The sequence below is a fragment of the Klebsiella sp. KP20-425-1 genome (assembly GCF_025813515.1).
Taxonomy (GTDB): Bacteria; Pseudomonadota; Gammaproteobacteria; order Enterobacterales; family Enterobacteriaceae; genus Klebsiella; species Klebsiella pneumoniae.
In genome coordinates, this window is sequence record NZ_CP109614.1 from 3,868,993 (window position 1) to 3,892,709 (window position 23,717).

General features: G+C 55.5%; 25 protein-coding genes, 1 tRNA gene and 1 pseudogene. 13 read left to right on the plus strand and 14 right to left on the minus strand.

Annotation, left to right across the window (positions count from 1 at the left end):
- Nucleotides 1–306 precede the first annotated feature (306 nt).
- The 3 genes from cadC to OHJ17_RS19010 form a co-directional block, all read right to left on the minus strand.
- Nucleotides 307–1,896, minus strand: a complete 1,590-nt coding sequence (cadC, locus tag OHJ17_RS19000) for a lysine decarboxylation/transport transcriptional activator CadC (RefSeq protein ID WP_032432743.1) — start codon at nt 1,894–1,896, stop codon at nt 307–309.
- 293 nt (nt 1,897–2,189) lie between these two features.
- Nucleotides 2,190–2,462, minus strand: coding sequence for a YdgH/BhsA/McbA family protein (locus tag OHJ17_RS19005; RefSeq protein WP_002892402.1), 273 nt, complete (start codon nt 2,460–2,462; stop codon nt 2,190–2,192).
- Nucleotides 2,463–2,562: 100 nt separating this feature from the next.
- Entirely contained in the window at nt 2,563–3,483 is a 921-nt protein-coding gene (locus OHJ17_RS19010; protein WP_002892400.1) for a Kdo(2)-lipid IV(A) acyltransferase, read from the minus strand.
- 510 nt (nt 3,484–3,993) lie between these two features.
- Between OHJ17_RS19010 and OHJ17_RS19015 the strand changes: the two genes are divergently transcribed.
- Nucleotides 3,994–4,860: a GNAT family N-acetyltransferase gene (locus tag OHJ17_RS19015; protein ID WP_002892397.1), complete on the plus strand. Its 867-nt coding sequence runs from the start codon at nt 3,994–3,996 to the stop codon at nt 4,858–4,860.
- Between the two features lie 22 nt (nt 4,861–4,882).
- Here OHJ17_RS19015 and OHJ17_RS19020 read toward each other — a convergent pair whose 3' ends face one another.
- From OHJ17_RS19020 to OHJ17_RS19035, 4 genes are read right to left on the minus strand one after another with little or no spacing between them, the layout of a single operon-like run.
- Nucleotides 4,883–5,908, minus strand: coding sequence for a fimbrial protein (locus OHJ17_RS19020; protein ID WP_004147417.1), 1,026 nt, complete (start codon nt 5,906–5,908; stop codon nt 4,883–4,885).
- A gap of 1 nt (nt 5,909) precedes the next feature.
- Nucleotides 5,910–8,345 (minus strand): fimbria/pilus outer membrane usher protein, encoded by a 2,436-nt coding sequence (locus tag OHJ17_RS19025; RefSeq protein WP_032424660.1) that lies wholly within the window; start codon nt 8,343–8,345, stop codon nt 5,910–5,912.
- Between the two features lie 10 nt (nt 8,346–8,355).
- Entirely contained in the window at nt 8,356–9,051 is a 696-nt protein-coding gene (locus tag OHJ17_RS19030; protein WP_004893746.1) for a fimbrial biogenesis chaperone, read from the minus strand.
- Between the two features lie 58 nt (nt 9,052–9,109).
- Nucleotides 9,110–9,670, minus strand: coding sequence for a fimbrial protein (locus OHJ17_RS19035; protein ID WP_004151792.1), 561 nt, complete (start codon nt 9,668–9,670; stop codon nt 9,110–9,112).
- A gap of 470 nt (nt 9,671–10,140) precedes the next feature.
- Between OHJ17_RS19035 and OHJ17_RS19040 the strand changes: the two genes are divergently transcribed.
- Complete coding sequence (locus tag OHJ17_RS19040) at nt 10,141–10,803, plus strand: LuxR C-terminal-related transcriptional regulator (RefSeq protein WP_032432742.1); 663 nt, start codon at nt 10,141–10,143, stop codon at nt 10,801–10,803.
- Entirely contained in the window at nt 10,781–11,086 is a 306-nt protein-coding gene (locus tag OHJ17_RS19045; protein ID WP_023282247.1) for a hypothetical protein, read from the plus strand. The genes OHJ17_RS19040 and OHJ17_RS19045 overlap by 23 nt, the downstream gene beginning before the upstream one ends.
- Before the next feature lie 52 nt (nt 11,087–11,138).
- On the opposite strand, the gene OHJ17_RS19050 is transcribed toward OHJ17_RS19045, so the two are convergent.
- The gene (locus tag OHJ17_RS19050; protein ID WP_004147414.1) at nt 11,139–12,443 is read right to left on the minus strand and encodes a citrate synthase; all 1,305 of its coding nucleotides are present in this window, start codon (nt 12,441–12,443) and stop codon (nt 11,139–11,141) included.
- Between the two features lie 45 nt (nt 12,444–12,488).
- A complete protein-coding gene (locus OHJ17_RS19055) occupies nt 12,489–12,629 on the minus strand; it encodes a hypothetical protein (RefSeq protein WP_004142684.1) in 141 nt (46 codons plus the stop codon).
- A 324-nt stretch (nt 12,630–12,953) separates the two neighbouring features.
- Here OHJ17_RS19055 and OHJ17_RS19060 point away from each other — a divergent pair, with 324 nt between their 5' ends.
- Nucleotides 12,954–13,124 (plus strand): hypothetical protein, encoded by a 171-nt coding sequence (locus tag OHJ17_RS19060; protein ID WP_002892370.1) that lies wholly within the window; start codon nt 12,954–12,956, stop codon nt 13,122–13,124.
- Nucleotides 13,125–13,202: 78 nt separating this feature from the next.
- Here the strand turns inward: OHJ17_RS19060 and uraH are convergent, their stop codons facing one another.
- Both uraH and OHJ17_RS19070 read right to left on the minus strand, forming a co-directional pair.
- Nucleotides 13,203–13,604: a hydroxyisourate hydrolase gene (gene uraH / locus OHJ17_RS19065; protein WP_002892366.1), complete on the minus strand. Its 402-nt coding sequence runs from the start codon at nt 13,602–13,604 to the stop codon at nt 13,203–13,205.
- Nucleotides 13,605–13,999: 395 nt separating this feature from the next.
- On the minus strand, nt 14,000–14,293 hold the full coding sequence (locus tag OHJ17_RS19070; RefSeq protein ID WP_002892360.1) for a hypothetical protein: 294 nt from the start codon (nt 14,291–14,293) through the stop codon (nt 14,000–14,002).
- A 298-nt stretch (nt 14,294–14,591) separates the two neighbouring features.
- Between OHJ17_RS19070 and OHJ17_RS19075 the strand changes: the two are divergent.
- Nucleotides 14,592–14,736, plus strand: a pseudogene (locus OHJ17_RS19075) (integrase); the annotation flags it as partial.
- Between the two features lie 19 nt (nt 14,737–14,755).
- Here the strand turns inward: OHJ17_RS19075 and OHJ17_RS19080 are convergent.
- Nucleotides 14,756–14,832 (minus strand) — tRNA-Arg (locus OHJ17_RS19080).
- A gap of 339 nt (nt 14,833–15,171) precedes the next feature.
- Here OHJ17_RS19080 and folD point away from each other — a divergent pair.
- Together folD and ybcJ are read left to right on the plus strand one after the other, a co-directional pair.
- On the plus strand, nt 15,172–16,038 hold the full coding sequence (folD, locus tag OHJ17_RS19085; protein ID WP_004143017.1) for a bifunctional methylenetetrahydrofolate dehydrogenase/methenyltetrahydrofolate cyclohydrolase FolD: 867 nt from the start codon (nt 15,172–15,174) through the stop codon (nt 16,036–16,038).
- A 1-nt stretch (nt 16,039) separates the two neighbouring features.
- The gene (ybcJ, locus tag OHJ17_RS19090; RefSeq protein WP_004143016.1) at nt 16,040–16,252 is read left to right on the plus strand and encodes a ribosome-associated protein YbcJ; all 213 of its coding nucleotides are present in this window, start codon (nt 16,040–16,042) and stop codon (nt 16,250–16,252) included.
- A 45-nt stretch (nt 16,253–16,297) separates the two neighbouring features.
- Here ybcJ and cysS read toward each other — a convergent pair whose 3' ends face one another.
- Complete coding sequence (cysS, locus tag OHJ17_RS19095) at nt 16,298–17,683, minus strand: cysteine--tRNA ligase (protein WP_032432667.1); 1,386 nt, start codon at nt 17,681–17,683, stop codon at nt 16,298–16,300.
- A gap of 175 nt (nt 17,684–17,858) precedes the next feature.
- On the opposite strand from cysS, the gene ppiB reads away from it, so the two are divergent.
- The 6 genes from ppiB to mnmH all read left to right on the plus strand — a co-directional run bounded on the left by ppiB (nt 17,859) and on the right by mnmH (nt 22,383).
- The gene (gene ppiB / locus OHJ17_RS19100; RefSeq protein ID WP_004151319.1) at nt 17,859–18,353 is read left to right on the plus strand and encodes a peptidylprolyl isomerase B; all 495 of its coding nucleotides are present in this window, start codon (nt 17,859–17,861) and stop codon (nt 18,351–18,353) included.
- Between the two features lie 3 nt (nt 18,354–18,356).
- A complete protein-coding gene (gene lpxH, locus OHJ17_RS19105; RefSeq protein ID WP_032432666.1) occupies nt 18,357–19,079 on the plus strand; it encodes a UDP-2,3-diacylglucosamine diphosphatase in 723 nt (240 codons plus the stop codon).
- 107 nt (nt 19,080–19,186) lie between these two features.
- Entirely contained in the window at nt 19,187–19,525 is a 339-nt protein-coding gene (locus OHJ17_RS19110; protein WP_032423671.1) for a hypothetical protein, read from the plus strand.
- 96 nt (nt 19,526–19,621) lie between these two features.
- On the plus strand, nt 19,622–20,131 hold the full coding sequence (gene purE, locus OHJ17_RS19115) for a 5-(carboxyamino)imidazole ribonucleotide mutase (RefSeq protein ID WP_004151322.1): 510 nt from the start codon (nt 19,622–19,624) through the stop codon (nt 20,129–20,131).
- On the plus strand, nt 20,128–21,195 hold the full coding sequence (gene purK / locus OHJ17_RS19120) for a 5-(carboxyamino)imidazole ribonucleotide synthase (RefSeq protein ID WP_009307963.1): 1,068 nt from the start codon (nt 20,128–20,130) through the stop codon (nt 21,193–21,195). Before purE ends, purK begins: the two co-directional genes overlap by 4 nt.
- 111 nt (nt 21,196–21,306) lie before the next feature.
- Nucleotides 21,307–22,383, plus strand: coding sequence for a tRNA 2-selenouridine(34) synthase MnmH (mnmH, locus tag OHJ17_RS19125; protein ID WP_032432665.1), 1,077 nt, complete (start codon nt 21,307–21,309; stop codon nt 22,381–22,383).
- Between the two features lie 107 nt (nt 22,384–22,490).
- On the opposite strand, the gene OHJ17_RS19130 is transcribed toward mnmH, so the two are convergent.
- On the minus strand, nt 22,491–23,636 hold the full coding sequence (locus OHJ17_RS19130; RefSeq protein WP_004142997.1) for a porin: 1,146 nt from the start codon (nt 23,634–23,636) through the stop codon (nt 22,491–22,493).
- Between the last annotated feature and the right edge of the window lie 81 nt (nt 23,637–23,717).

The window sequence follows — 23,717 nt, forward strand, 5'->3', positions numbered from 1 at the left end:
GACCCGACCAACTGCCAACAAGATTACTGATTTGTACGAGATTAGTCCTAAAGATAAAGTGATATAAAAACAAACATCAGACAAATGATATTTTGACCTTTTTCGCTTAACATATAAACATGACAACAGGGTGTCAGAAAAAGATAAACATCGTTGTATTACAGCAAGTTATAAGAAGCAGAGCGTGTTACCTGACTGTTATTTAAAGCCTCCTGAATGCTAAATAAAAATAACAACAAGAGGCTTCATGAGAAACATAAATTTAACCTCACCATGCCCAAAACCTTGCACATGATGAGGGTTTACTTATTCTGAAGAGAGAAAGTTGTCGAGATATGGAACTACTCGGTTAACCGACGTCTGGAAAACCCCATTTTCAATCCAGTACAGGGTATCTTCGCCAGGACGTAAATTAAACGCCGTGATGTAAGAATCGGCAGCCAGACGGTTCTCACCTTTCATCTCATAGACTTTCCCTAACAGCACATAATTTAGCCATGACATCTCTAAATCAATCGCACTATTAATTGCGGTATTTGCTTCGTCGACTTTGCCCTTCCCCAATGAATCCACCGCTTTTATTTGATAATAAATCGCCATGTCTTTTATACCCGGCATCGCCCCTACCCGCTCGACTTCACTGTAGAGGGCGGCCAGCTGTTTATCGTCAAGCGGCTGTTGTGAATGGCGCAATACATCCACCAGCGTTTTTTCGGCATAGGCGTAAATAAAATCCGGCGCCCGCTTAATCACATCATCCAGCAGGCTACTGGCCTTACTTAATGAATCGACATCGCCCTTCATTAACAGCTGATGCGACTGGTAGAAATAGGTTAACGCCACGCTTTGCGAGGGCTGATATTGCCTGAGCATCGCCTGCATTCGCGCCGGCCACGGCTGCGCCAGGGCATCCGACAGGCTGTTCATCAGATCGTTCTGGATGGTCAGCTGGTTATCGTTGGTCACAAAGTAGCGCTTATCCAGCATCGTCGAGCTGTCGGCGTTGTCCACCAGCTGGACCGACATAAAGCACTGCTGCGCCCGATAATGGCGCTGATTAACGAACTCAATGGTCAGCGTTTTGCCGGAACTGCTTGGTTCATTGATGTTGTAGTCCGTTTTGTCATGCACCATAAAGGTCGAGAAGGTGTTCAGCGAGGTGGTGATCAGGCTGGCCAGTCCTACGGCGTAGGAGTGCTGCGACGACCAGTTAGCGCAGGAGTTGCCATTCACCAGGTGGATATCGATATCGCGCGGATTGAGCAGCAGACGCGCCTTGTTGACCGGCGGCCGCGATTCCATGCTCGACAGCGCCACCAGCGCCACGCAGGTGCCCAGCGCCAACAGGAACAGCCCCCACACCAGGGCGGTAGTGAGGCGCTTGCGGCCTGACGGCGCGCTGGCCACGGTAGGAGCCGGTGGCGGCGCGGCGGCATCAGGGAGAGGGACAGAGACGTCGGATGGCGCACCGGCGGCCGGCGGCGCAGGAACGGCGGTCGACGGCGCAGGAACGGCGGTCGACGGCGAAGGCGTCAGCGCCTCCATCGACGGGGCTAGCTCCTCCCCCTCTTCGGTGCACCAGATCACCGGCACCGTGAGCTTATACCCCCGTTTGGGTACCGTCGCGATGTACTCAAGGCTAACGTCGTCGCCGTCTTTGAGCGACTTGCGCAGTTCAGAAATACTCTGCGTGACGACGTGGCTGGTCACAACGTTCCGGGTCCAGACGTTTTCGATAAGCTCGTCCCGGCTAAGCACTTCCCCCGGATGGCGGGCAAAAAAGACCAGAAGATCGATTAAACGCGGTTCAAGGGTAAGCTGGCGCCCCTTCCTGCTGATTTGGTTTACAGAGGGGGTTACCAGCCATTCACCGACGCGAACAACAGGTTGTAGCATACAAGAAAGCCCCAGACAAAAAGGGAAAGGCGCGATGATAACACATTTGTCCTACCTATTTTTGCCAGGGGTCACTCCCTCAGGCATTAGGCCGGAATTGGCTCTTTATTAACAATAAAAAGCAATAATTCATTAACATCGTGATCATGAAATCTATATATAGCGATAAAAACGCATTTCCGCTGCCGCTATTGCCTAAGGCAATTCCGATAGCAGAAAAAAATAAGCCCGGAGGCTTAACGCGCTCCAGGCTCAATGCGTTGCGCGCCGATACGGCACGCTTTAAAAAAAGGTTATTTATACACTTCCGCTGTGGCTTCAAAGTTAGGGCCATGCTCACGCGCAGCGGTGATCACGTAGTACTTTCCGCCTTTCTCATCGGCCAGCTTGGAGAGCTGATCGTGCAGATCGGAAGGCGAAGAGAATTCGCCACCGGACGGCCCCACCGAGATCGGCCCGACTTTGGTCAGTTTGAAGTGTTTCACTTCTTCTTTGGTAATCAACTGCGCGGCGGAGGCGCCAAATGCAACGGCGGAAAGGGCTAACGCGACTATCACTTTTTTCATCCTGCAATCTCCTTGGAATTAGCCTTCAGTCAGGCCCTTTCAGTATAGACGGCGATTTACTAAGCGTGCTACCGATGCGCTTATTTTTTGGCCGAGGCGTTCAGTAACGCGGCGGTACTCCTTCCGGGCGGGTCTTAAAGCGCCGGTGCAGCCACATGTATTGCTCGGGCGCCATCAGGATGCACTGTTCGATAATCTGATTCATCCAGGCCGCCGTAACCTCGGCGCTCGCCAGCGGCGGCGTGCGCTCCGGCGTCAGGGAGATCAATTCATACCCCATGCCGTTGGGCTTGCGCCGCGGAACAAACGGCACAATCGTCGCCCCGGACATTTTCGCCAGCATCCAGGTACCGGTGGTGGTCGCTGCCTGTTCGACGGCAAACAGCGGGGCGAAGACGCTGCTGGCCGGACCGTAGTCATGATCCGGCGCGTACCAGAGAATTTCCCCCTCTTTTAGCGCCCTGACCATCCCTTTCAGATTTTTTCGATCCAGCATGGTCTTGTTAGAGCGCAAGCGTCCCCAGGTTTGCAGCCAGTCAATCAGCGGGTTATCGTTAGGACGGTAGACGCCAATGCCTGGGGTAAACATGCCGTACATTCGCGCACCCATTTCGAGGGTCAGAAAATGGATACCGATCAGTAAAATGCCCTGCTTTTCTTCCAGAAGCTCCACCACCTCGTTAACGCCGCTGGTCTCGGTCCAGCGCGCTACCCGGTGCGTCGGCCAGAACCAGGCCATGCCGGTCTCCATCAGCCCCATGCCCAGCGATTCAAAGTTTTTCACCAGCAGCGCCTCGCGGTCGGCGGCGCTCATCTCGGGAAAGCAGAGTTCGAGATTACGTCTGGCAATCCGCGCGCGGCTTTTCATCACCCGCATTGCCAGCCGCCCAAGCGCCGTTCCCAGACGGTAGATCACCGGATACGGTAATTGCACCAGCAGCCACAAAAAGCCAATTCCCAGCCACAACAGCCAGTAACGCGGGTGCAACAGCGCGCGGGAAAATTTGGGTAAATTTGACATAGTAATCCTGTTAATTCACTCAATAATAGCTGAGCAAAAACCGCGAAATAAAGTAGCGGATCCTGCACGTAGTATTTTTCCAATTCGTGCGGTAATACTCAATCACAAAGCGCGTTATTATAAGCCGATTCCAGGATAAATTCAGCCCTTACGCTGGGGACTACTCTATTATTAGACGCAACGCGTAAAATTTCCTGTTTAATGCATAAATAAATAAACCTAACCTCTACGGCTCGGCCGATTGTCGATAAAATAGCCAGTACATTTGCCTCAGCCTCTCGACCAATACCTCTTTTACTCACGCTTTATTATGGCGATAGCGAACGCAAACAGTCCGTTTCGCCCGGTTTGACACGGCCAGCATGCGGTTATTTGTGACTGGGGCAAAGGTTAAGCATCGACATTGCGGATCCTTTTCCCAGATATGCTACGTTTACAGCGCTCATTCGACGCAAGTGCCTTTGCCGACGTCGCCGCTTTCAGAAGCCATAGTGAGAAGGAACTATGACAATGAATTATCAATTAGTGAAGCAAGTCAGAGAAAATAACCCATTAAGAAAAAGCTTCATTGACCTTGCCGTTAAGACTTTTGACCTGTCTTTTGAAGAGTGGTATCAGCAAGGTTACTGGACCGATGCCTATATCCCCTATGCTTTTGTCGAACGCAATAAAGTTATCGCTAACGCTTCGGCCAACATCATCGACCTGCGCTGGCAGGGCGAGCCCCGGCGTTATATTCAGATTGGCACCGTGATGACCGAGCCGGACCACCGTAATAAGGGATTAGCCGGCCAGCTTATCCATCACATCCTGCAGGACTGGCAGCAGGAGGCGGACGCCTTCTTTTTATTCGCCAATCCCACCACGGTGGATTTTTACCCCAAATTTGGCTTCACCCGCAGCGAAGAGTATCAATATATTATGCCGGTCTCCCCGCGAGCCGGTGATTTTCGTAAACTGGATATGGACAGCCCTGACGATGTCGCCCTGCTCCGCCATTACTATGAAAAATCCAACCCGTTCTCACCGCTGCGGGTGGAGCATAACTTTGGCCTGCTGATGTTTTACTGCTCAGCCTTTATGAAGCATTTTGTCTATTACTCGGCAAAAAATGAGGCGGTGGTCATCGCCATGCAAAACGGTCCGGTGCTGATCTGCTTTGATCTGTTCTGCGACGTGGGCAAGAGCCTGTCGACGCTGGTCAACGAACTGGCCGATGACCACGTTTACCAGGCCATCCTCGGTTTTACCCCCAGTGAAGACCGGCTCGGCGAGTATGAGAAGATAGAGGGAGAAGATATCCTCTTCGTCTATGACCAGAAGGAAAACCTGTTTAAAGACAGGAAGTTGATGTTTCCTTTACTGGCGCATGCCTGACGGCGCCGCGCCGCCAGGCAGATCAGTTATAAGTCACCACGAAGGTCGCGCTGGCGTTCGCTTCGCCCGCAGTCACTGCGGGCTGCGTCTGGATATAGCGGGCCTGATAGGATAAACGATAGTTCGTCTGACTGCCTTTTTTCCCGGACCAGACCTGGCTCACCTGGTTTAGCGGCACCAGCGAGCCGCCGGCACTGAGGATCTGCACGCCAAGTCCGGATGCCCCTTCAGGTTGGTCATCGATTTTAATCACTTCGTTGGCGGCGACAGCGCTGTCCACCGTCGCGTTAAACTGCATAAACACGCTGCCGACATTTTCACAGTTCGTCAGGTTGATGTTAAAAGGAACCGGGGCGGTGGTGCTGTTGAGCCCGGTAAATGCGGTTTTGTTATGCCGTCCGAGGAAGACGTTAATGTTTTTACTGTCGTCAGTAATCTTGCAGGTGGGTGATTTGACCTGAATACAGAGCCCGCTGACGCTGAAGCGCATCGCCTGTACTCCGCCAAGATAAATATCGCCAAGGTAATCATTAAGGCAATATTCGCCCGGCGGCGGTAGACCGCCGTTATCGGCAATCCGCCAGAAATAGATGGTCGGTTTTTTATTTTCCGCCTGAAATGCGCGCTGGCCGGAAAATACCGGCGCGGAAGGCCAGGCCGTGAACAGGGGATCGAAATTAATGCCATCCTGTTCCCCCATCTGAAAGCTGTAGCCGATGCCCGGCAGGCGGTCGATGCTGTAGATATCCCCCGGCTTGCCGTCTCCCGCCGGGCCGACCCGGGAACCGCCAATGCTCTGAAACCCGCCGGGCTCGCTGCCGCTGCAGGCGATCTCCCAGCGTTCGTTATTAGTGATAATCATCCCTCCGTAGCTGTATAGCAGGGAGCCGATGGGGAGATCGCTGACGTCAAGGTTGATACTGGCCTGGCTGACGTTCACTGAATACTCGATAGTTTTGCCACTGACCATCTGGCACGCTGCCGACAGCGAAGCGCAGTACCCGCCGGCCAGCAGAAGAGGTACCCCTGATGCGATGATTTTTTTCATATTACTTCTCCTTTATTCCCGGCCGGCAGACCTGATGCGGCGTGCCGCTGCTAACCTGCTGCACCGCGTCGTCGCGGATGGCATAGGCCAACCGGCAGCGTTGCCCGCTGCGTTCGCCCCATACTACCGAGACGCTGCCGTGGTCTTGCGGCACTCGGGCATACAGCAGCCCGCCCTGACCGACGGCGCCAACCGCCCGACCGTTGTCGTCGAACACCTCCGCGCCCAGCGGGGGCGCCGCGCCATCCGGCAGCGTGACATGGGCAAACCAAGGATAGCCGGTACGCGTGACAAATTTGACCTTCACCGCCGCGCCCGAATCGGGCACCACCGTCGTGCTGCTGGAGACAATCTCCACATGGTCGTTCAGACCCTGCGGATCGAGATCCAGCCAGTTAGCGGTAAAGGGATCGAGGTAAGGGATGATCGTAAAACCCTGGCGGTTAATCGGCTGTCCAAGGCGGTTAGCCACCCGGGCCCCCACCGCGCCGGGCGCTTCCACAATGGCGAAGGTTTCCCCCAGTTCGGGGGTGGCGGTCATGCCGCCCTGATGCGCTACCAGGGCGCCCGATGCCCCCAGCGAGTACTGCTGCTGATGGCGACCGGCGCTGGCGCTGGCGTTCAGGTACGCATAATCCGTCCGCAGGCTACCGTTGGCCGCAACGCTGGCTTCATTTGGGTTCTCCCGCGGCATGTCGTAGCTGGTGGTCAAACCGTAGCTGAAGGCGTTTTTCTCGCCTGCGCTGCCGGTATAGCTGGACTGCAGCTGGCTGCCGTAGTTTTTATCGTGGTTAAAGCGGGTGGTCAGGCTGCCCGCCTGCCCGAACGGCAGCGAAAAGGAGACGCCCACCACCTGATTATTGCGGTGATGGATATCCTGGCTCTGCTGGGCATACAGATAATAATTGAGCTGACCATAGCGGTTGGCATAGCCCAGCTGATATGAGCGCCAGCGGTGGTGGCGGACATCCTCACTCCAGATTCCGTTAAATGACAGACTGCCGCTGCCGGCCTGCTGAGACAACGTCGCGCTGTAGCGGGTCATCTCCCGCCAGTCGTTGGGGTGCCGGTCGTGCTCCCAGGCGGCATCGCGAATGGAGCGATAATTGCCGTCGTTGCTGTGGCTCATCGAGAGCAGCATTCGCGTATCGGATGTAAACGATTTTGATGCGGACACCCGCCAGCGGTAGCCCTCCTGCCAGCCGTGCTCCCTGCCCTTCGCCGCAGAACGGGAAAGATCGACCGCCAGCGCGCCCCAGTAGGTATTGAAGGCGCTGCCGACCAGCGTCGAGTAATAATCTGTCGTCGCGTTAGCGCCGGTATAGCCGCTGATATAGTCATTGAAGCCGTACTGCAGCGTGGCTTCGCCAAATCCCGGCCGCCCGGCGATCCCGTCCTCATCCAGATAGCCCAGCGACAGATCATAATAGACCGCGCCTGCCCGCACCAGGCCAGGCAGCGTGGCGTACGGCACGGTAAAGGTGTCCTGACTGCCATCCGCCTCGTGGATCGTCACCTGTAAATCGCCGCCGGCGTTGGTGGGATAGAGATCGTCGAAGGTGAATTTGCCCGGCGGAACCGTTGCCTCGTACAACAGAGCGCCGTTCTGGGTGACCGTTACGCGGGCGTTGGTGCGCGCCACGCCGCTGACCGACGGCGCAAAACCGCGGCGAGAGCCCGGCAGCATGCGCACATCGGTAGCCAGCCTGCCGCCGATAAAACTGACGCTGTCAAAGAAGGTTCCGTCGGTCCATCCCTGACCCAGCCGTAACGTGGACGCCCAGTTCACTACACTTCTCTCAGCCCAGGTGGCAATGCTATCCCAGTGCGTATTCCCTTCCTGCGCCTGGTAGCTGGACTGGTGATGTAACCGCCAGCCAAAGGCGCGCAGGCTGGCATCCAGCCCGAGATAATGATGGCTGCTGGTGTCCCCGTCGACGATGCTCTGATAGCTATTGGCCTGGTAGCGCAGCACCGCGGCGGGCACGCCGCTATCCACCTTTTTCAGGTTCACCGCCCCCCGATAATGGGGTTGCAGCAGCGCCTGGGGCATATTTACCCGCAGGACGTTTTCCCCGCTGTCATACTCCCAGCCGATCGCCTTATCGATCTGCGAAAAACGCAGGCAGGTGGCCGCGGTTGGCCACTGGGCATCCTTCAGCTGCAGAGCGTCGAACAGCGAGGGTGAGATGCAGGGCTCAAGCTGGCCATCGTGTTCCTGGATAACAAACGTTTCTTCCCCCAGGTCCCGGCCATTCACCGAGAGCGTGCTGCGGTACTGTCCGGCGTGTAGTGGATTACCGTATTGATATTTCTGGAGATCAACCTGCGCGGCGCCGTGCAAATGGGCGCGGTTAAAACTAAACGCCTCTGCCGCCCATGCCTCCTGCCAGGGAAGGAGCAGCATCAACCCAACCTTGATCTCCCTGAGTTTCATAATAATGTCCTTACTGAGGATAATTATGATTCACTACCGCGCCGTAATCATTGATGGTGGTGAAGCTGAATTTGGCTGGCAGCGTGCGCAGCGCGACCCCTTTAGGCGCGATCTCCAGCGAGGAAAACGGGGCGACCATGCCGGCAGCGTGTTTTTGTCCGTTAAGGGTGATGCTGTCGATGGTGATATAGCGCGCTGAGGCATTGCTCACCCGCAACCCGTTGCCCGTAGGAGCCAGCGCCCAGCTCAGGGCTTTTTCCGCGGCTATTTTTTCCGCCGCCACGCCTGCCGGACGGTAAAACAGCTTGATACGCGACCGTATCGCGAGCTGCAGGTAATTGTCAGTCTTGCCATTTTTCGGCTCAGGTGGGATATCCAGAAGATTGAACCAGAACAGCGATTCCCGATCCTGCGGCAGGCGGCTGCCGTTAAACACCAGGCGCCAGCTCTGGCCTTTTCCCGGTTCGATGCGCACAATCGGCGGCAGCACAATAAACGGCGCCGCATCCTTTTCCGGTTGATTTTGCACGCGGCCATCGTCGACCCAGACCTGCGTCAGAGAGGGGGTCTCCCCCATATTGGTGGCCCGGACGGCGATCTCTTTTTTGTCGCCGGGAAAAATAATCCGTGTGCCGTCAATAACCATGCTGGCGTCCGCCGAGGGTAAATAGCTGGACAGCAGCAGTGCCAGAACCATACGCCGCATATTCACCTCCTCCTTGTCGGGTGGATAAACGGCCCCTGAGCGGGGCCGTGGACAGGGGTTACGGATAGACCACCGTAAAGTTGACGTAGGTAGCGACTTTTCCAGCCGTAGCGGCGTCGGTCGCATAGTAGCGGGCATAGAAAGGCAGCGAGGCGGAACCATCCTGCTCAGCCACCGCCACCGGGATCACGTCCGGGCGAGCAATGGTGCCGTCTGCAGCGACCGCCGGGGTCTCCGCGAGGTTAATCGGCGTAAACCGAGTGTTCAGCAGCTCCACATCGACGTTTTCTGCTTCCGTGCCGTCAGACAGAGTGTTTTTTAGTCGACCCTCCGTGGAAACGTATTGATCTTTCTCGAAGTACACCGAGACATCAGCCCCTGGGGTGCAGCTCGTCAGATCGATGGTGAAGGGAACCACGCCCGCCGTTTCACCCGCGCTGCTGAGCGCTGAACGCTGGACCGTCGGTAGGGTTACCGTCTTGTCTTTATTCACTACCGTACAAGTATTTTCGATGACTTCACCATTAAAGGTGACTTTGCCATCAGCAGCCTGTGCCGCTACCGGAGAAAGCATCATCATCACCACGAAAGATGCCATTCCTCTGCTGTATTTTTTCATCTTCACTCCTCATCACCACGCTTATGGAGAATCGTTCAGGAAATACCCTGGCGTACTTTATACGTACAATTTATTAATGCTCAGTCCATTGGATTAACCTGTTATCTTTTAACCCCTTCCCTGCACTGACATCCTACTCACTTCATTATTTATTATTCAAATTCGCCACCAGGACCATTTCTACTTTTTATAGAAAAGTCTTAACACCACTTTGAAAAAGAAATAAAACTGACGCACAATAAAAACACAACTCACTGTAAATAAAAGATAATTTTTATTTTTTATTTTCTAAAAAACATTCGAGAAATGCGATCTAACTATCTCACCCTCATTATTAACCACCTCCTCCCACGTTCTCCCCCCTGAATTGAAAGCGCAGGGAGTATGTTATTTCAGGCGGGTATTCTCTACAGTAAATTGTCGAATCAGGCAGGACAGCATGCACAGCGTATTTATGCCAGGAGGTCATTATGTTGATCTGCATTGCGGATTCAGAATATTTTAATATTGCCCTGAAAGCGTATATTAATGAACCAAACAGCAAGCCTCTGGATATTAAAGAAATACTCTGTTACCCGTTTAGTGGACAGAGTGAGATGTTCTATACTTTTTTTGCGACCGATGCCGGAGCCCGGCTAAGCACCATCCTTATTGATTACAGCAGCGTCAGCATCGAAGTACTGCAGGTCGCGCTCAGTTTAAAATCGTTTAATCCCCTGATCCGGATCTTTATTTTTGCCAAATCAGGCTACCCGTTGAGCGAGCTCGAACGCAGCCTCGCCATTGTGCTCGGCGCAGAGTTCATCACCAGTTTTGCCGGGCTCAGCGCTGCCCTTGCCCGCGGTCCGCGCTTGACATCGCCCCCCGCCGACAAGCTCTATATCGCCATACCTGACAGCTATAACCTGACCCGTAAGGAAACTTTTTTAATCAGCCTGCTGATGGGGGGAATGCCGTTGTATCACGTGGCCAGCACCATGCAGCTCACGATCAAACGGGTCTACTACTACCGTTCACGCGTCCTTAGCAAGCTGGCGGTGAAAAATAACGTGGAACTGATGAACAAAGTTCAGGGGATGGTGTTGCGCCACTACCGACAGGAGACAGGCCATGAAATCGTATCTCTACACTAAAAATCGCCTCATGTTGATTATCCTGAGCTGGCTAAGCGCAGACGAGGCGTTGCCATCTCGTCATGATTTCCAGCAGACTGAAACCATCCTCAGCACCCTGCATATACCGTATGTGCTGAAGCCCGACCTTGATCAACTGAGAGCTACGCTACAGCCATTACTCGCCACGCCCAGGCCGCAGACCTGTGAGGTAGGCGCTTTTCTCAGCGCCCTGTTGGCGCTGTATACCCGGTTAACCGAATATACCGCCGTCGAGCACTATCTGCTCTCCCGGCATCTCTGAGTAGTAACCCGCCTGGGCAGGAAGACGCCGCGCGCCTCCTGCCTGTAAGGCATTACCTTAGCTCAGCAGACCGCTCGCCGCGTCGGGAGACGTAATCCCGATAGCCCTCGCCAACGTAAATCTGCCGTGGCCGGTAGATGGTCAGCGGCGCCTGGTGCATCTCGTTCCAGTGCGCCACCCAACCGACCGTCCGACCGACCGCGGTGACCACCGCAAACATCGACGAAGGCAGATTCATCGCTTTAAGGATCACCGCGGTATAGAAATCCACGCTTGGCGACAGGCCATTGTCCACAAAATAGGGGTCGGTCAGCGCCACGTCCTCAAGGGCCATCGCCACCTGCAGCAGGCGGTCAGACATGCCTACCTCCGCCAGCACCCGATGGCTGGTTTCACGCAGGATATCGGCGCGCGGGTCACGGTGACGGTAGCGCGAGTTGCCAAAACCCAGCCGGCGAAATGCCTGCGGATCGCGCTTCGCCTGGCGCAGAAACGCCGGAACCTGATCGACGCTTTCAATCTCCTCCAGCATTCGCATGCTCGATTCATTTGCTCCGCCATGCATCGGCCCCCACAGCGACGCCAGCCCGGCGGCGACGCAGGCGAATAAGTTCGCCCCGGAGGAGCCCGCCGCGCGCACCGTAGTGGTCGAGGCGCACTGCCCGTGATCGGCATGCAGCACCAGGATCTGGTTCATCGCCTGCTCGATGACCGGATTCAGAACATATTTCTCCGCCGGGATAGCAAACAGCATCTGCAGGAAATTTCCGGCATAGGAGAGATCGTTGCGCGGATACGCGGCGGGTTGCTCAATGGTGTACTTGTAGCTCATGGCGGCGATAGTGGGCATTTTCGACAGCAGCCGGGTGGCGGCCAGCGCCCGGTGCTGCGGATTTTCCACATCCAGTACATCATGATAGAACGCCGCCAGCGCCCCCACCAGGGCGCACATCAGCGCCATCGGGTGCGAATCGCGACGAAAGCCGCTGCACATGCGGGCTATCTGCTCGTGGACCAGAGTATGGCGGGTGATGGTCTCGCGAAAGGTTTGATAGCTGGCCTCATCCGGCGCGTCACCGTTCAGCATGATGTAGGCCACTTCGAGAAAATCGCACTGGCGAGCCAGCTGATCTACCGGATAGCCGCGGTGCAGCAGCACGCTGTTTTCCGTATCGATCCACGAGATCGCCGACTGGCATCCGGCGGTATTGGCGAAGCCGGGGTCATAGCTGCAGAATCCGGACTGATTTAGCCCGCGCATGTCGACTCCCACCGGCCCCCGCGTTCCCGGCACCTGCGGCAGGGCGATGGGCGGTTGTTGTCCGGCAAAAGAAAGCGTTAACGGTGTAGTGCTCATCCTGTTATTCCCCCAGCAAGCTTATCAGCGACCCGAAGTCATTCTTCAGGCGGAAAGACCAACATAACCAATGTGATGCAGCTTATTCATTGATGTCATCACTATAACCCTGACAAAGAGGATATTTTGCTGGCCTTCACGGGGAAACAGGCCGTCTTTCCCCAGCCCACCGCCGGATAGCGGCACAAATCGCCAAGGATAAAGGCGATCATCGCTGTCAAAATTTACGTTGAGTAAAGAAAGGATGAAGAGGAGCTACCATGAATTTTGTGCTGTCGATGACCCTTATCTGCATCGCCATCGCCTGGCTGATGATGAGCCTCCTGCCGGTGTAGATGCACCGCTAACCGCCACGCCAGTGGTCTGGATAACCCCTCCTTCAATTGATTTCCGCCGTGGTCTTCGCCTCTGAGGTTTCATAAGAGCCATATAAGAAGTACTGGTTGCATATCAGGCTGTTGCGTTTTCTCGCCGAGGGGTAGGCTAAAGGCCCACTGTTAAGGAGGTGATATGTCTGGACTTATTAATCCACATGCGGCCCCGGAAGAAGCAGCCTATGCGCTGCTGATTGAGCTCGTTCGCGCCCAGCGCGTGCCGCAATATGAAGGCGAAATTTCCGGCCTGCTGGCGATGTACGACGAAGCCGTTAAACACTTTAAAGAGAAAGAGACCGAGCGTTAGGCGTGGACATCGTGGTGCGAGAAAAGCGTGACGCCTGCGGAAGCCGCGCAGGCGTTGGCTGGATAGCGGCTTGGGTCATCAGCTGCCGCGGTAGGTAGAGTATCCGTACTGACTGAGCAGCAGCGGGATATGCAGTTTTTGATTTTGCTTTGTAACATTGAAAATAACCGGAATCACCGGGAAGAACGTATTCATATTTTGGCTTTTAAAATAGTCACCAGTTTTAAACGTCACTTTATACACCCCCGGCTCCATATTCTCCGCCTGCGGATAGAGCGATTTAATCCGCCCATCGGCATCCGTTTTACCGGTGGCGATATGCTGCCAGCTCTCCCCCTGCTGTTTATCCAGCTCAATCTGCACCCCCGGTGAAGGGAGCCCGGTTTGCTGATTAAGAATGTGTACGCTGAGCGTCCCCTCTGGCGCCGCCAGCGCGCTGAAGCTGAGCAGAGAAATTACGGAGGCGATAACTAATTTCATAATCGTGACCTTATTGGGCAAGTGAAAGTGCCCTAACTATAGTCAGCGCGGCGGGGAAAAAAATTAAACTTTTTGTTATCAGTTTGAGTTGATGGGTACTGTCTCCACACACAACACGCTAAACCGGTTTCCTCGTAAGAAGAGGAAGTGTCTTATGAGTAGGTAGCCCCGTGCTCTTAGTAACAGGATACGGTGACACTAAGTCTATCAGGCAGGGGAAATAGATTTGCTGGGTTCAAATATCACAAGGTAAAAAGATATACGCCGTGGCCTCTGCCGCCTCTACCAGAACAGAGCTTACTGCAAATGGGCTGCAGTATTCGAAATAATCATTTAATATTATTTAAACTACTATTCCAGTGTAAGTAATCACCTGGTTCAGATATTGATCGTTATCATTGATTCTCTTGTCGCCACGCCTTAACCATCTCCTTTGTTACCTCTTTCTTGTAGCAAATAGGTGAGTACCCACCAGCTTTGCTCCAGGCACTGCGGCCACCGCACGAGCTGCCGTTCCGGGCGGTATTGAAGGGACAGGCACAAGTACCGGGGTAGGATGCGACAGAGTCATCAATAATCCTTTGACTGACCTGATCATCGCTTAAGGAATTCGATTTGGCGATGGAAATATCTGATGCAAAGACGCACACAACAGCGAATACGGAGATGGCGACGAATTTGATGTTCATTCGGATCTTTCCAGGCAGTGGATGAACATCGAGGGTATGCTTTCAAATAGTGTTCAATATTGATCTATAACAACTGTACTTCACGCCAGCTTAAAATGCGATATTTAACCCAGTCAGACAGAACCTAAAGCTATAATGACTATTAGCCTGTTACCGGCAACATATTTTCACATTCCTGCAGAGCGCTTATTCTGCACTCAGCTATAACCAGCATTAACCATTCTGTTCGATATTACAGAGCAGTAATGCTGTACTCTGACTGGCCATCGTCCGACAGATACTACAAGACATTAGAATCATCGAAATGGTCCGTCGATATGCTCACCTGGCACCTAACCATTTAACTGAGCACGCACGTCAAATTGACTCAATTTTTGCAAATTTTTGCAGAAGATGTCCCAAATATGTCCCACAAGGAAAAATCAGCGACTGGAGGAAGTTGATAAGTGATTGATTATTAAATGGCACGCCCTACAGGATTCGAACCTGTGACCTACGGCTTAGAAGGCCGTTGCTCTATCCAGCTGAGCTAAGGGCGCCCTGAGAAGCGAGTGCTTCGCGGAGTGAAACGCGTGGAATTATACGGTCCACGTCGGTCGAGTCAATCCATTTTGCCAGGAAACTGCGGGGCTTATACGACGCTGGCGAAATATCCCCCACCAACTGTACAAGAAGCATACCGCCGGGGCTCATGCGCGCGTAAATCGACTCAGTGGCCAGGCGCAACGCACCAATAACCATGTAATAACCATGGCCATAACAGGCTAAATTAGCCTCAGACAGGATAAAACAGCAAACGAGGACTGACAGCGAGGCCCGCTTCTGACAAAATATCCTCATCCCCCTTTCGTAAAGATACAGATGGAATCCTCTCTCTGATGGCAGCAAAAATTATTGACGGTAAAACGATTGCGCAGCAGGTACGCTCTGAGGTTGCGGAAAAAGTGAAGGCTCGCGTTGCGGCCGGAAAACGCGCCCCTGGGCTGGCCGTCGTGCTGGTCGGCAGCAACCCGGCCTCGCAGATTTATGTCGGTAGCAAGCGCAAAGCATGTGAAGAAGTGGGCTTCGTCTCCCGCTCTTACGATCTCCCGGAAACCACCAGCGAAGCCGAGCTGCTGGAGCTTATCGACACTCTGAATGCCGATAAGACCATCGACGGTATTCTGGTTCAGCTGCCCCTGCCGGCAGGGATCGATAACGTCAAAGTTCTCGAGCGCATCGCGCCGGATAAAGACGTCGACGGCTTCCATCCTTACAACGTTGGCCGCCTGTGCCAGCGCGCGCCGCGCCTGCGTCCGTGCACTCCGCGCGGTATCGTGACCTTGCTGGAACGCTACAATATCGACACCTACGGCCTCAATGCGGTGGTCATTGGCGCCTCCAATATCGTCGGTCGCCCGATGAGCATGGAGCTGCTGCTGGCCGGCTGCACCACCACCGTCACCCACCGCTTTACAAAAAACCTGCGTCATCATGTCGAAAACGCCGACCTGCTGATCGTCGCGGTGGGCAAACCGGGCTTTATTCCTGGCGAGTGGATTAAAGAAGGGGCGATTGTGGTCGATGTCGGCATCAACCGTCTGGAAAGCGGCAAAGTGGTCGGCGACGTGGTGTATGAAGATGCCGCCGAACGCGCGTCCTACATCACCCCGGTTCCCGGCGGCGTTGGCCCGATGACCGTCGCTACCCTGATTCAGAACACGCTGCAGGCGTGCGAAGAGTATCACGACGTTGAGGAGGCCTGAGATGGCGACATTTTCCTTAGGTAAACACCCGCACGTTGAGCTGTGCGATCTGCTGAAGCTGGAAGGCTGGAGCGAAAGCGGCGCCCAGGCGAAGATCGCCATCGCCGACGGGCTGGTAAAAGTCGACGGCGCGGTGGAAACCCGCAAACGCTGCAAAATCGTCGCTGGTCAGACGGTGAGCTTTGAAGGCCAGAGCGTGACCGTCACGGCCTGACAACGAAAAGAAAAACGCCCGCTTTTGCGGGCGTTTTTTTATGGCTTACTTCCGGCGCCAGGTGGTGCCCTGCGGGCCATCTTCCAGCACAATGCCCATCTCGTTGAGACGGTCGCGCGCCGCATCCGCCGCCGCCCAGTCTTTAGATTTGCGCGCGTCCAGACGCTGCTGGATGAGCGATTCGATCTCCGCCACTTCCGCGTCGTCAACCTGCGCGCCGCTCTGCAGGAACGCCTCCGGCTCCTGCTCCAGCAGACCCAGCACCGCAGCAAGCTTACGCAGGTGGGCCGCCATGGCATTCGCCGCGGCCGCGTCCTCAGTTTTCAGACGGTTCACTTCACGCGCCATATCGAACAGCACCGAATAGGCTTCCGGGGTGTTGAAGTCGTCGTCCATCGCCTCGATAAAGCGTGCTTCGAAGGCTTCGCCACCCGCTGCATCGACGGATTTGTCCGTCCCGCGCAGCGCGGTGTACAGACGCTCCAGCGCCGAACGCGCCTGCTTGAGGTTCTCTTCGCTGTAATTCAGCTGGCTGCGATAGTGGCCGGACATCAGGAAGTAGCGAATCGTCTCCGCATCGTAATACTTCAGCACGTCGCGGACGGTAAAGAAATTACCCAGCGATTTCGACATCTTCTCGCGGTCAACCATCACCATACCGGAGTGCATCCAGTAGTTGACGTATTCACCGTCGTGGGCGCAGGTGGACTGGGCGATTTCGTTTTCATGGTGCGGGAACATCAGATCCGAACCGCCGCCGTGAATATCGAAGTGGTTGCCAAGCTGCTTGCAGTTCATCGCCGAGCACTCGATATGCCAGCCCGGACGGCCCGCGCCCCACGGCGACGGCCAGCTTGGCTCGCCCTCTTTCGACATTTTCCACAGGACGAAGTCCATCGGGTTACGCTTGACGTCAACCACGTCGACGCGCGCCCCCGCCTGCAGTTGATCGAGATCCTGACGTGACAGCAAACCGTAGTTCGGGTCCGTCGGCACGTCGAACATCACGTCGCCGTTATCTGCCACGTAAGCATGGCCTTTGGCGATCAGCTGCTCGGTGATCTCAATGATCTCCGCAATATGGTGCGTTGCGCGCGGCTCGCTGTCGGGACGCAGAATATTCAGCGCGTCAAAATCTTTGTGCATTTCGGCAATCATGCGATCGACCAGCGCGACAAAGCTTTCGCCGTTTTCATTAGCGCGCTTAATGATTTTGTCGTCGATATCGGTGATATTGCGCACGTACTTCAGCTTATAGCCGAGAAAACGCAGATAGCGCGCCACGACGTCAAAGGAGACGAAGGTACGTCCATGGCCGATATGACAGAGATCGTAAACGGTAATACCACACACGTACATGCCGACTTCCCCGGCATGGATAGGTTTAAATTCCTCTTTCTGGCGCGTCAGTGTATTAAAAATTTTTAACATCGAAGATTCCGTGTAGACGTGTGTGGGTAATGAAGTCTCTATAATACCCATAATTCAGACCGGACGCAGCACACATTGCAAGGTGCATCGACCCCCGCGGTTATGCTATAACACCCCCCTATATCTCACCCGACACCGGGTGCTGGCACCACACTCATCGGAACAGGATGCAAAAATGGTTACTTTCCACACCAATCATGGCGATATCGTAATCAAAACGTTTGACGACAAAGCGCCGGAAACAGTTAAAAACTTCCTGGACTACTGCCGCGAAGGTTTCTACGACAACACCATTTTCCACCGTGTTATCAACGGCTTCATGATTCAGGGCGGCGGTTTTGAACCTGGTATGAAACAAAAAGCGACCAAATCTCCGATTCAGAACGAAGCGAACAACGGTCTGAAAAACACCCGCGGCACGCTGGCGATGGCCCGTACTCAGGCGCCGCACTCTGCCACCGCGCAGTTCTTCATCAACGTGGTTGACAACGACTTCCTGAACTTCTCCGGCGAAAGCCTGCAGGGTTGGGGCTACTGCGTCTTCGCGGAAGTGGTTGAAGGCATGGACGTGGTTGACAAAATCAAAGCGGTTGCCACCGGCCGCAGCGGCATGCACCAGGATGTGCCGAAAGATGATGTGATCATCAAAAGCGTCACCGTCAGCGAGTAATTCGTGGCGACACTTTTTATTGCAGATTTGCACCTGCAAACAGAAGAACCGGCGATCACCGCCGGTTTTCTGCGTTTTTTACAGGGCGAAGCCCGCCAGGCGGACGCTCTGTATATCCTTGGCGATCTGTTTGAGGCATGGATCGGCGATGACGATCCTAACCCGCTGCACCAACAAATTGCCTCGGCAATCAAAGCCGTCGTCGAGGCCGGCGTGCCGTGCTACTTCATCCATGGCAACCGCGATTTTCTCGTCGGCCAGCGCTTTGCCCGCCAGAGCGGGATGATCCTGCTCGCCGAAGAAGAGCGACTGGACCTCTATGGCCGTGAAGTCTTGATCATGCATGGCGACACGCTGTGCACCGATGACCAAGGCTATCTGGCGTTTCGCGCCAAAGTCCACACCCCGTGGATCCAGCGTCTGTTCCTGGCCCTGCCGCTGTTTATCCGCCGTCGCATCGCCGCCCGCATGCGCGCCGACAGCAAAGCCGCCAACAGCAGTAAATCAATGGAAATTATGGATGTAAATCCACAGGCGGTAGTTGACGCGATGGAGCGGCATCACGTGCAGTGGCTGATCCACGGCCATACTCATCGCCCGGCGGTCCATGAACTGCAGGCCAACGGCCAACCCGCATGGCGTGTGGTACTTGGCGCCTGGCACAGCGAAGGTTCGATGGTCAAGGTGACGCCGGACGACGTCGAACTAATCCACTTTCCGTTCTGATTCCTGCGCGAGCACAATTCCGAAAGCGCCTTTTGCCCGGGCGAAGGTGCGCGCTTCCCCCCGCCCTGCATGCTAGTCTTCCACAACGTCACTCTCAAGGAACGAGCATGAGCAGGAAAAAGTGGAGTCAGCCGCTGACGTGGGGAATGATCATCGCGATCCTCAATCCGTTAGGGGTAAGTTATATCGCCTTAATCGGCGTCGTTATCGGCAACACGCTGACGTTTGTCTGGTGTGCGATGCTGGCGTGGGCTATCTATTTTTATGCCATTTATTTGCTCTGCACCCGCCCTCACGATAGCCGGCTGGTACAAATCTATTTACTGCTTATGGGCACTCTGATGCTCCCGTGGGGGTTAGTGCTGCTTATCACCTGTATCATGAGGGAGATAAAGGTCAATCAGTCACCCACGCCATCACCTCCAGGCGAGACAAAAGACGGCTAACCATGCGCACGCAACCGTTTTCCTTGCTGGCAGTTCATGCTATTCTCTGTGGCCTCTAAAGCAGTGTGAAACACACCCACAGGAGTTTTAAGACGCATGTCTTCCCGCAATAATTCGGCGCGTATCGCCATCGTGATGGGGTCCAAAAGCGACTGGGCTACCATGCAATTTACCGCAGAAATCCTTGATGCCCTGAACGTTCCGTACCATGTCGAAGTGGTCTCCGCCCACCGCACGCCCGATAAGCTGTTCAGCTTTGCTGAAAGCGCCGAAAGCCACGGTTATCAGGTGATTATTGCAGGAGCAGGCGGCGCGGCGCATCTGCCGGGCATGATTGCGGCGAAAACCCTGGTGCCGGTGCTCGGCGTACCGGTTCAGAGCGCAGCCTTAAGCGGTGTCGACAGCCTCTACTCCATTGTGCAGATGCCGCGCGGCATTCCGGTCGGTACCCTGGCCATCGGCAAAGCTGGCGCTGCGAACGCCGGCCTGCTCGCCGCGCAGATCCTTGCCCAGCATGATGCAGAACTGCACCAGCGCCTGAGCGCCTGGCGTCAGGCGCAAACCGATGAAGTGCTGGATAATCCGGATCCGCGGGGTGCGGCATGAAACAGGTATGCGTGCTCGGTAACGGCCAGTTAGGCCGTATGCTGCGCCAGGCCGGCGAGCCGCTGGGCATTGCCGTTTGGCCGGTCGGCCTGGAAGCCGACCCGGAAGCGGTGCCGTTCCAGCAGAGCGTCATCACGGCAGAAATTGAACGCTGGCCGGAAACCGCCCTCACCCGCGAGCTGGCCCGCCACCCGGCGTTCGTCAACCGCGATGTCTTCCCGATTATCGCCGACCGCCTGACGCAAAAGCAGCTGTTTGACAAGCTTGGCCTCGCCACCGCCCCGTGGCAGCTGCTGGCGGATAAAAGCGAGTGGCCGGCGGTGTTTGCTCGCCTTGGCGAACTGGCGATCGTTAAGCGTCGCGTTGGCGGTTACGACGGCCGCGGCCAGTGGCGTCTGCGGGAAAACGAGATCGATCAGCTACCGGCCGATAACTACGGCGAGTGCATCGTCGAGCAGGGGATTAACTTCTCCGGCGAGGTATCGCTGGTAGGCGCCCGCGCTCATGACGGTAGCACCGTCTTCTACCCGCTGACCCGTAACCTGCATCAGGACGGTATTCTGCGCGCCAGCGTCGCCTTCCCGCAGGCCAACGCTCGCCAGCAGGAACAGGCGGAAAGCATGCTGACGGCGATCATGAACGAGCTGAACTATGTCGGCGTGATGGCGATGGAGTGCTTCGTTACCGCCGAGGGGCTGCTGATTAACGAGCTGGCGCCGCGGGTGCACAACAGCGGCCACTGGACGCAGAACGGGGCGTCTATCAGCCAGTTCGAGCTGCATCTGCGGGCGATTACCGGCCTGCCGCTGCCGCCGCCGGTGGTCAACAGCCCGTCGGTGATGATCAACCTGATCGGCACCGATCTTAACTACGACTGGCTGAAGCTGCCGCTGGTGCACCTGCACTGGTATGACAAAGAGGTGCGCCCGGGTCGTAAAGTCGGCCACCTGAACCTCACCGACAGCGATACCGATCGCCTGAGCGCGACGCTGGAAGCGATCAAGCCGCTGCTGCCGCCGGAGTACACCAGCGGCCTGGTCTGGGCGCAATCGCAGCTCAGCTAAGCCCTTCGTGCCGGGGATTTGATCTATCCCCTTCCCCGGCACACCTTGAGGCGCGTACAATCCCCCCCTTGCTGTAAAGCTCATTTCTGTTTTGACTTCAGAGGATACCCCATGACCAATGGGACGGATTATCGCGCCATTCTCGCCAGCGATACGCCACTGATTGACGTACGCGCCCCGGTGGAGTTTAGCCAAAGCGCGATGCCGGCGGCGATCAACCTGCCGCTGATGAATGATGAAGAACGCGCCGCGGTCGGCACCTGCTACAAGCGCCAGGGGCCGGAAGCGGCGCTGGCGCTCGGCCATAAACTGGTCCAGGGTGACCTGCGCGCCAGCCGTACTCAGGCGTGGCTGGAAGCGTGCGCCCGTTACCCACACGGTTACCTGTGCTGCGCCCGCGGCGGCCAGCGCTCGCATATCGTCCAGCAGTGGCTGAAAGAAGCTGGCGTGGATTACCCCCTGATCGTCGGCGGCTATAAAGCGCTACGCCAGGCGGCGATCCAGGCCACCGACGAACTGGTGCAGCGCCCGATCGTGCTGATTGGCGGCTGTACCGGCAACGGCAAAACTCAACTGGTCTGCTCGCGCCCGGACGGTATCGACCTGGAAGGGCTTGCTCATCACCGCGGTTCTTCATTCGGTCGAACCCTGCAGGATCAGCATCCGCAGGCCACCTTTGAAAACCACCTGGCGGTCAGCCTGCTTAAAAAAGCCGAACAGCAGACCCGCTGGGTGCTGGAAGATGAAGGCCATATGATCGGCGCCAATCATCTACCGGAGAGCCTGCGCCTCCGCATGGCGCAGTCGCCGCTGGCGGTGGTGGAAGATCCGTTTGACGTTCGCCTCGAACGGCTGCGCGAAGAGTATTTCGATCGCATGTATCGCGACTTTATCGCCGCCTATGGCGAAGAGAAAGGCTGGCAGGCATACGGCGAGTATCTGCATCACGGCCTGTTTGCCATCCGCCGTCGCCTGGGGCTGCAGCGTTTTGCTAAGCTCACTGAACGGCTCGATGAGGCGCTGGTGCAGCAGCAGCGCACCGCCAGCACCGAGGCGCACTTTGCCTGGCTGGTACCGCTGCTGGAAGAGTACTACGACCCGATGTATCGCTATCAGTTGGGGAAAAAAGCCGGGAAAATTCTCTTTCGCGGCAGCTGGCAGGAGGTCGCAGCCTGGCTGGCGAAGTAATCGCATGCTCTATTGTCCCGGCTTGCGGCGTAAACGCCTTAGCCGGGCTACCGGTCGGCGCGATTTGTAGCCACGGTAAGCGCGCGCGACCGGGGAGTTGTGACCGCTTAGAAGTCGTAGCGCAGACGGACCAGGTTCATATCGCCAAGGTTGTCGGTGCTGGAGGTAAACACGTGTTCGTAGTCAACGCGGAAACCGTAATCCAGCTGGAAGCTAATCCCCAGACCGTTATCGATACGCTGATAGTTGCGGCCGTTCACATATTCCAGACGGTCGCCCATAAAGTACGGCTGAATAGATTTAACAGCGTATTGATTGATCGGGAATTTATAGCCCGCAAAATATTCAATCCCCCAGGCGTCACCGGCAAAGTAATTATGCACATCGGTTTTCTTGGTGGTGAGGAAGTTCTGATACCAGCCGCCGCCGAAGGAGAAGGTCCAGTTATCCGGGGTCCAGCTCAGCGCGGTACCGACGATATTCTGGTCATAGGTTTTGCTGTCGGCGCTTGACGGGTCGCGCATTTCCGCGCGGGTGTAGTTCCACGCGGTACCCCAGGTCAGATCCTTCATGATGTGGTAGTCCGCGCCAACAGAACCACCGCCTTTACGCTTGTAGCGCAGGCCGTTACCCGGCAGGTATTCGCTGTCTTCGAACAGATAAGATCCGTAAAGATCGACATCACCTACAGTTTTCTTATATTTCAGCATATTACGTGAACGATAGGAGCCATCGTAATCGCCATTAATACCGTTCCCCGGGGCCTGACCGATCATATCGTAGTCCCAGATATCGGTTTTCACCCCCACCACATCATAGTAAATGCTGTTCTGCTGCCCGTAGGTTAACGTACCCCAGGTATCGCTTTTCAGGCCGGTATACAGCATGCGGCGGGTGGTATTGTTCGCGCCTTCCGCGTAGTGGTTATCCCAGTCAAACAGCGCCGGAATGTTCACGCCCAGCTCATAGTAGCTGATCCAGCTAATATCATCGAACAGGTAGTAATCCGCCGCGAAGCGGAAGCGGGTGCCGCCGTCAAAACCGTTACGCTTATAGGAGCCTTTGTCGCCATCGCCGGTCATCATGTTGAACTGCGGCCGGATACTGCCGCCGACGGTAAAGTTAAGCCGGCTTAACGGATCGCCCGCCTGCGGATCTTGTTTCAGCAGCGTAATCTCCGCGTGGGAAGGCAATGACGTTAACGCTAATGCTGCGCCGATCGAGATCGCCAGCGCTTTTATTGTGTGTGCCATAGTTTTTCCTTGATTAATAAGCCACCTTATATTTTCCAGTTGAATATTAACCGCGAATCAGCATAGCGTGTTGTTGGGTTT

Bases quoted from the DNA above. Each gene is read 5' to 3' on its own strand.
- OHJ17_RS19045 (WP_023282247.1), top strand. From the start codon at position 10,781: ATGAAATCGTATCTCTACACTAAAAATCGCCTCATGTTGATTATCCTG.
- purE (WP_004151322.1), top strand. From the start codon at position 19,622: ATGTCTTCCCGCAATAATTCGGCGCGTATCGCCATCGTGATGGGGTCC.
- OHJ17_RS19015 (WP_002892397.1), top strand. From the start codon at position 3,994: ATGAATTATCAATTAGTGAAGCAAGTCAGAGAAAATAACCCATTAAGA.
- uraH (WP_002892366.1), bottom strand. From the start codon at position 13,604: ATGAAATTAGTTATCGCCTCCGTAATTTCTCTGCTCAGCTTCAGCGCG.
- ybcJ (WP_004143016.1), top strand. From the start codon at position 16,040: ATGGCGACATTTTCCTTAGGTAAACACCCGCACGTTGAGCTGTGCGAT.
- mnmH (WP_032432665.1), top strand. From the start codon at position 21,307: ATGACCAATGGGACGGATTATCGCGCCATTCTCGCCAGCGATACGCCA.
- cadC (WP_032432743.1), bottom strand. From the start codon at position 1,896: ATGCTACAACCTGTTGTTCGCGTCGGTGAATGGCTGGTAACCCCCTCT.
- OHJ17_RS19020 (WP_004147417.1), bottom strand. From the start codon at position 5,908: ATGAAAAAAATCATCGCATCAGGGGTACCTCTTCTGCTGGCCGGCGGG.
- OHJ17_RS19030 (WP_004893746.1), bottom strand. From the start codon at position 9,051: ATGCGGCGTATGGTTCTGGCACTGCTGCTGTCCAGCTATTTACCCTCG.
- OHJ17_RS19010 (WP_002892400.1), bottom strand. From the start codon at position 3,483: ATGTCAAATTTACCCAAATTTTCCCGCGCGCTGTTGCACCCGCGTTAC.
- folD (WP_004143017.1), top strand. From the start codon at position 15,172: ATGGCAGCAAAAATTATTGACGGTAAAACGATTGCGCAGCAGGTACGC.
- OHJ17_RS19025 (WP_032424660.1), bottom strand. From the start codon at position 8,345: ATGAAACTCAGGGAGATCAAGGTTGGGTTGATGCTGCTCCTTCCCTGG.
- OHJ17_RS19040 (WP_032432742.1), top strand. From the start codon at position 10,141: ATGTTGATCTGCATTGCGGATTCAGAATATTTTAATATTGCCCTGAAA.
- cysS (WP_032432667.1), bottom strand. From the start codon at position 17,683: ATGTTAAAAATTTTTAATACACTGACGCGCCAGAAAGAGGAATTTAAA.
- OHJ17_RS19035 (WP_004151792.1), bottom strand. From the start codon at position 9,670: ATGAAAAAATACAGCAGAGGAATGGCATCTTTCGTGGTGATGATGATG.
- OHJ17_RS19070 (WP_002892360.1), bottom strand. From the start codon at position 14,293: ATGAACATCAAATTCGTCGCCATCTCCGTATTCGCTGTTGTGTGCGTC.
- OHJ17_RS19110 (WP_032423671.1), top strand. From the start codon at position 19,187: ATGAGCAGGAAAAAGTGGAGTCAGCCGCTGACGTGGGGAATGATCATC.
- OHJ17_RS19005 (WP_002892402.1), bottom strand. From the start codon at position 2,462: ATGAAAAAAGTGATAGTCGCGTTAGCCCTTTCCGCCGTTGCATTTGGC.
- purK (WP_009307963.1), top strand. From the start codon at position 20,128: ATGAAACAGGTATGCGTGCTCGGTAACGGCCAGTTAGGCCGTATGCTG.
- OHJ17_RS19130 (WP_004142997.1), bottom strand. From the start codon at position 23,636: ATGGCACACACAATAAAAGCGCTGGCGATCTCGATCGGCGCAGCATTA.
- OHJ17_RS19060 (WP_002892370.1), top strand. From the start codon at position 12,954: ATGTCTGGACTTATTAATCCACATGCGGCCCCGGAAGAAGCAGCCTAT.
- OHJ17_RS19050 (WP_004147414.1), bottom strand. From the start codon at position 12,443: ATGAGCACTACACCGTTAACGCTTTCTTTTGCCGGACAACAACCGCCC.
- ppiB (WP_004151319.1), top strand. From the start codon at position 17,859: ATGGTTACTTTCCACACCAATCATGGCGATATCGTAATCAAAACGTTT.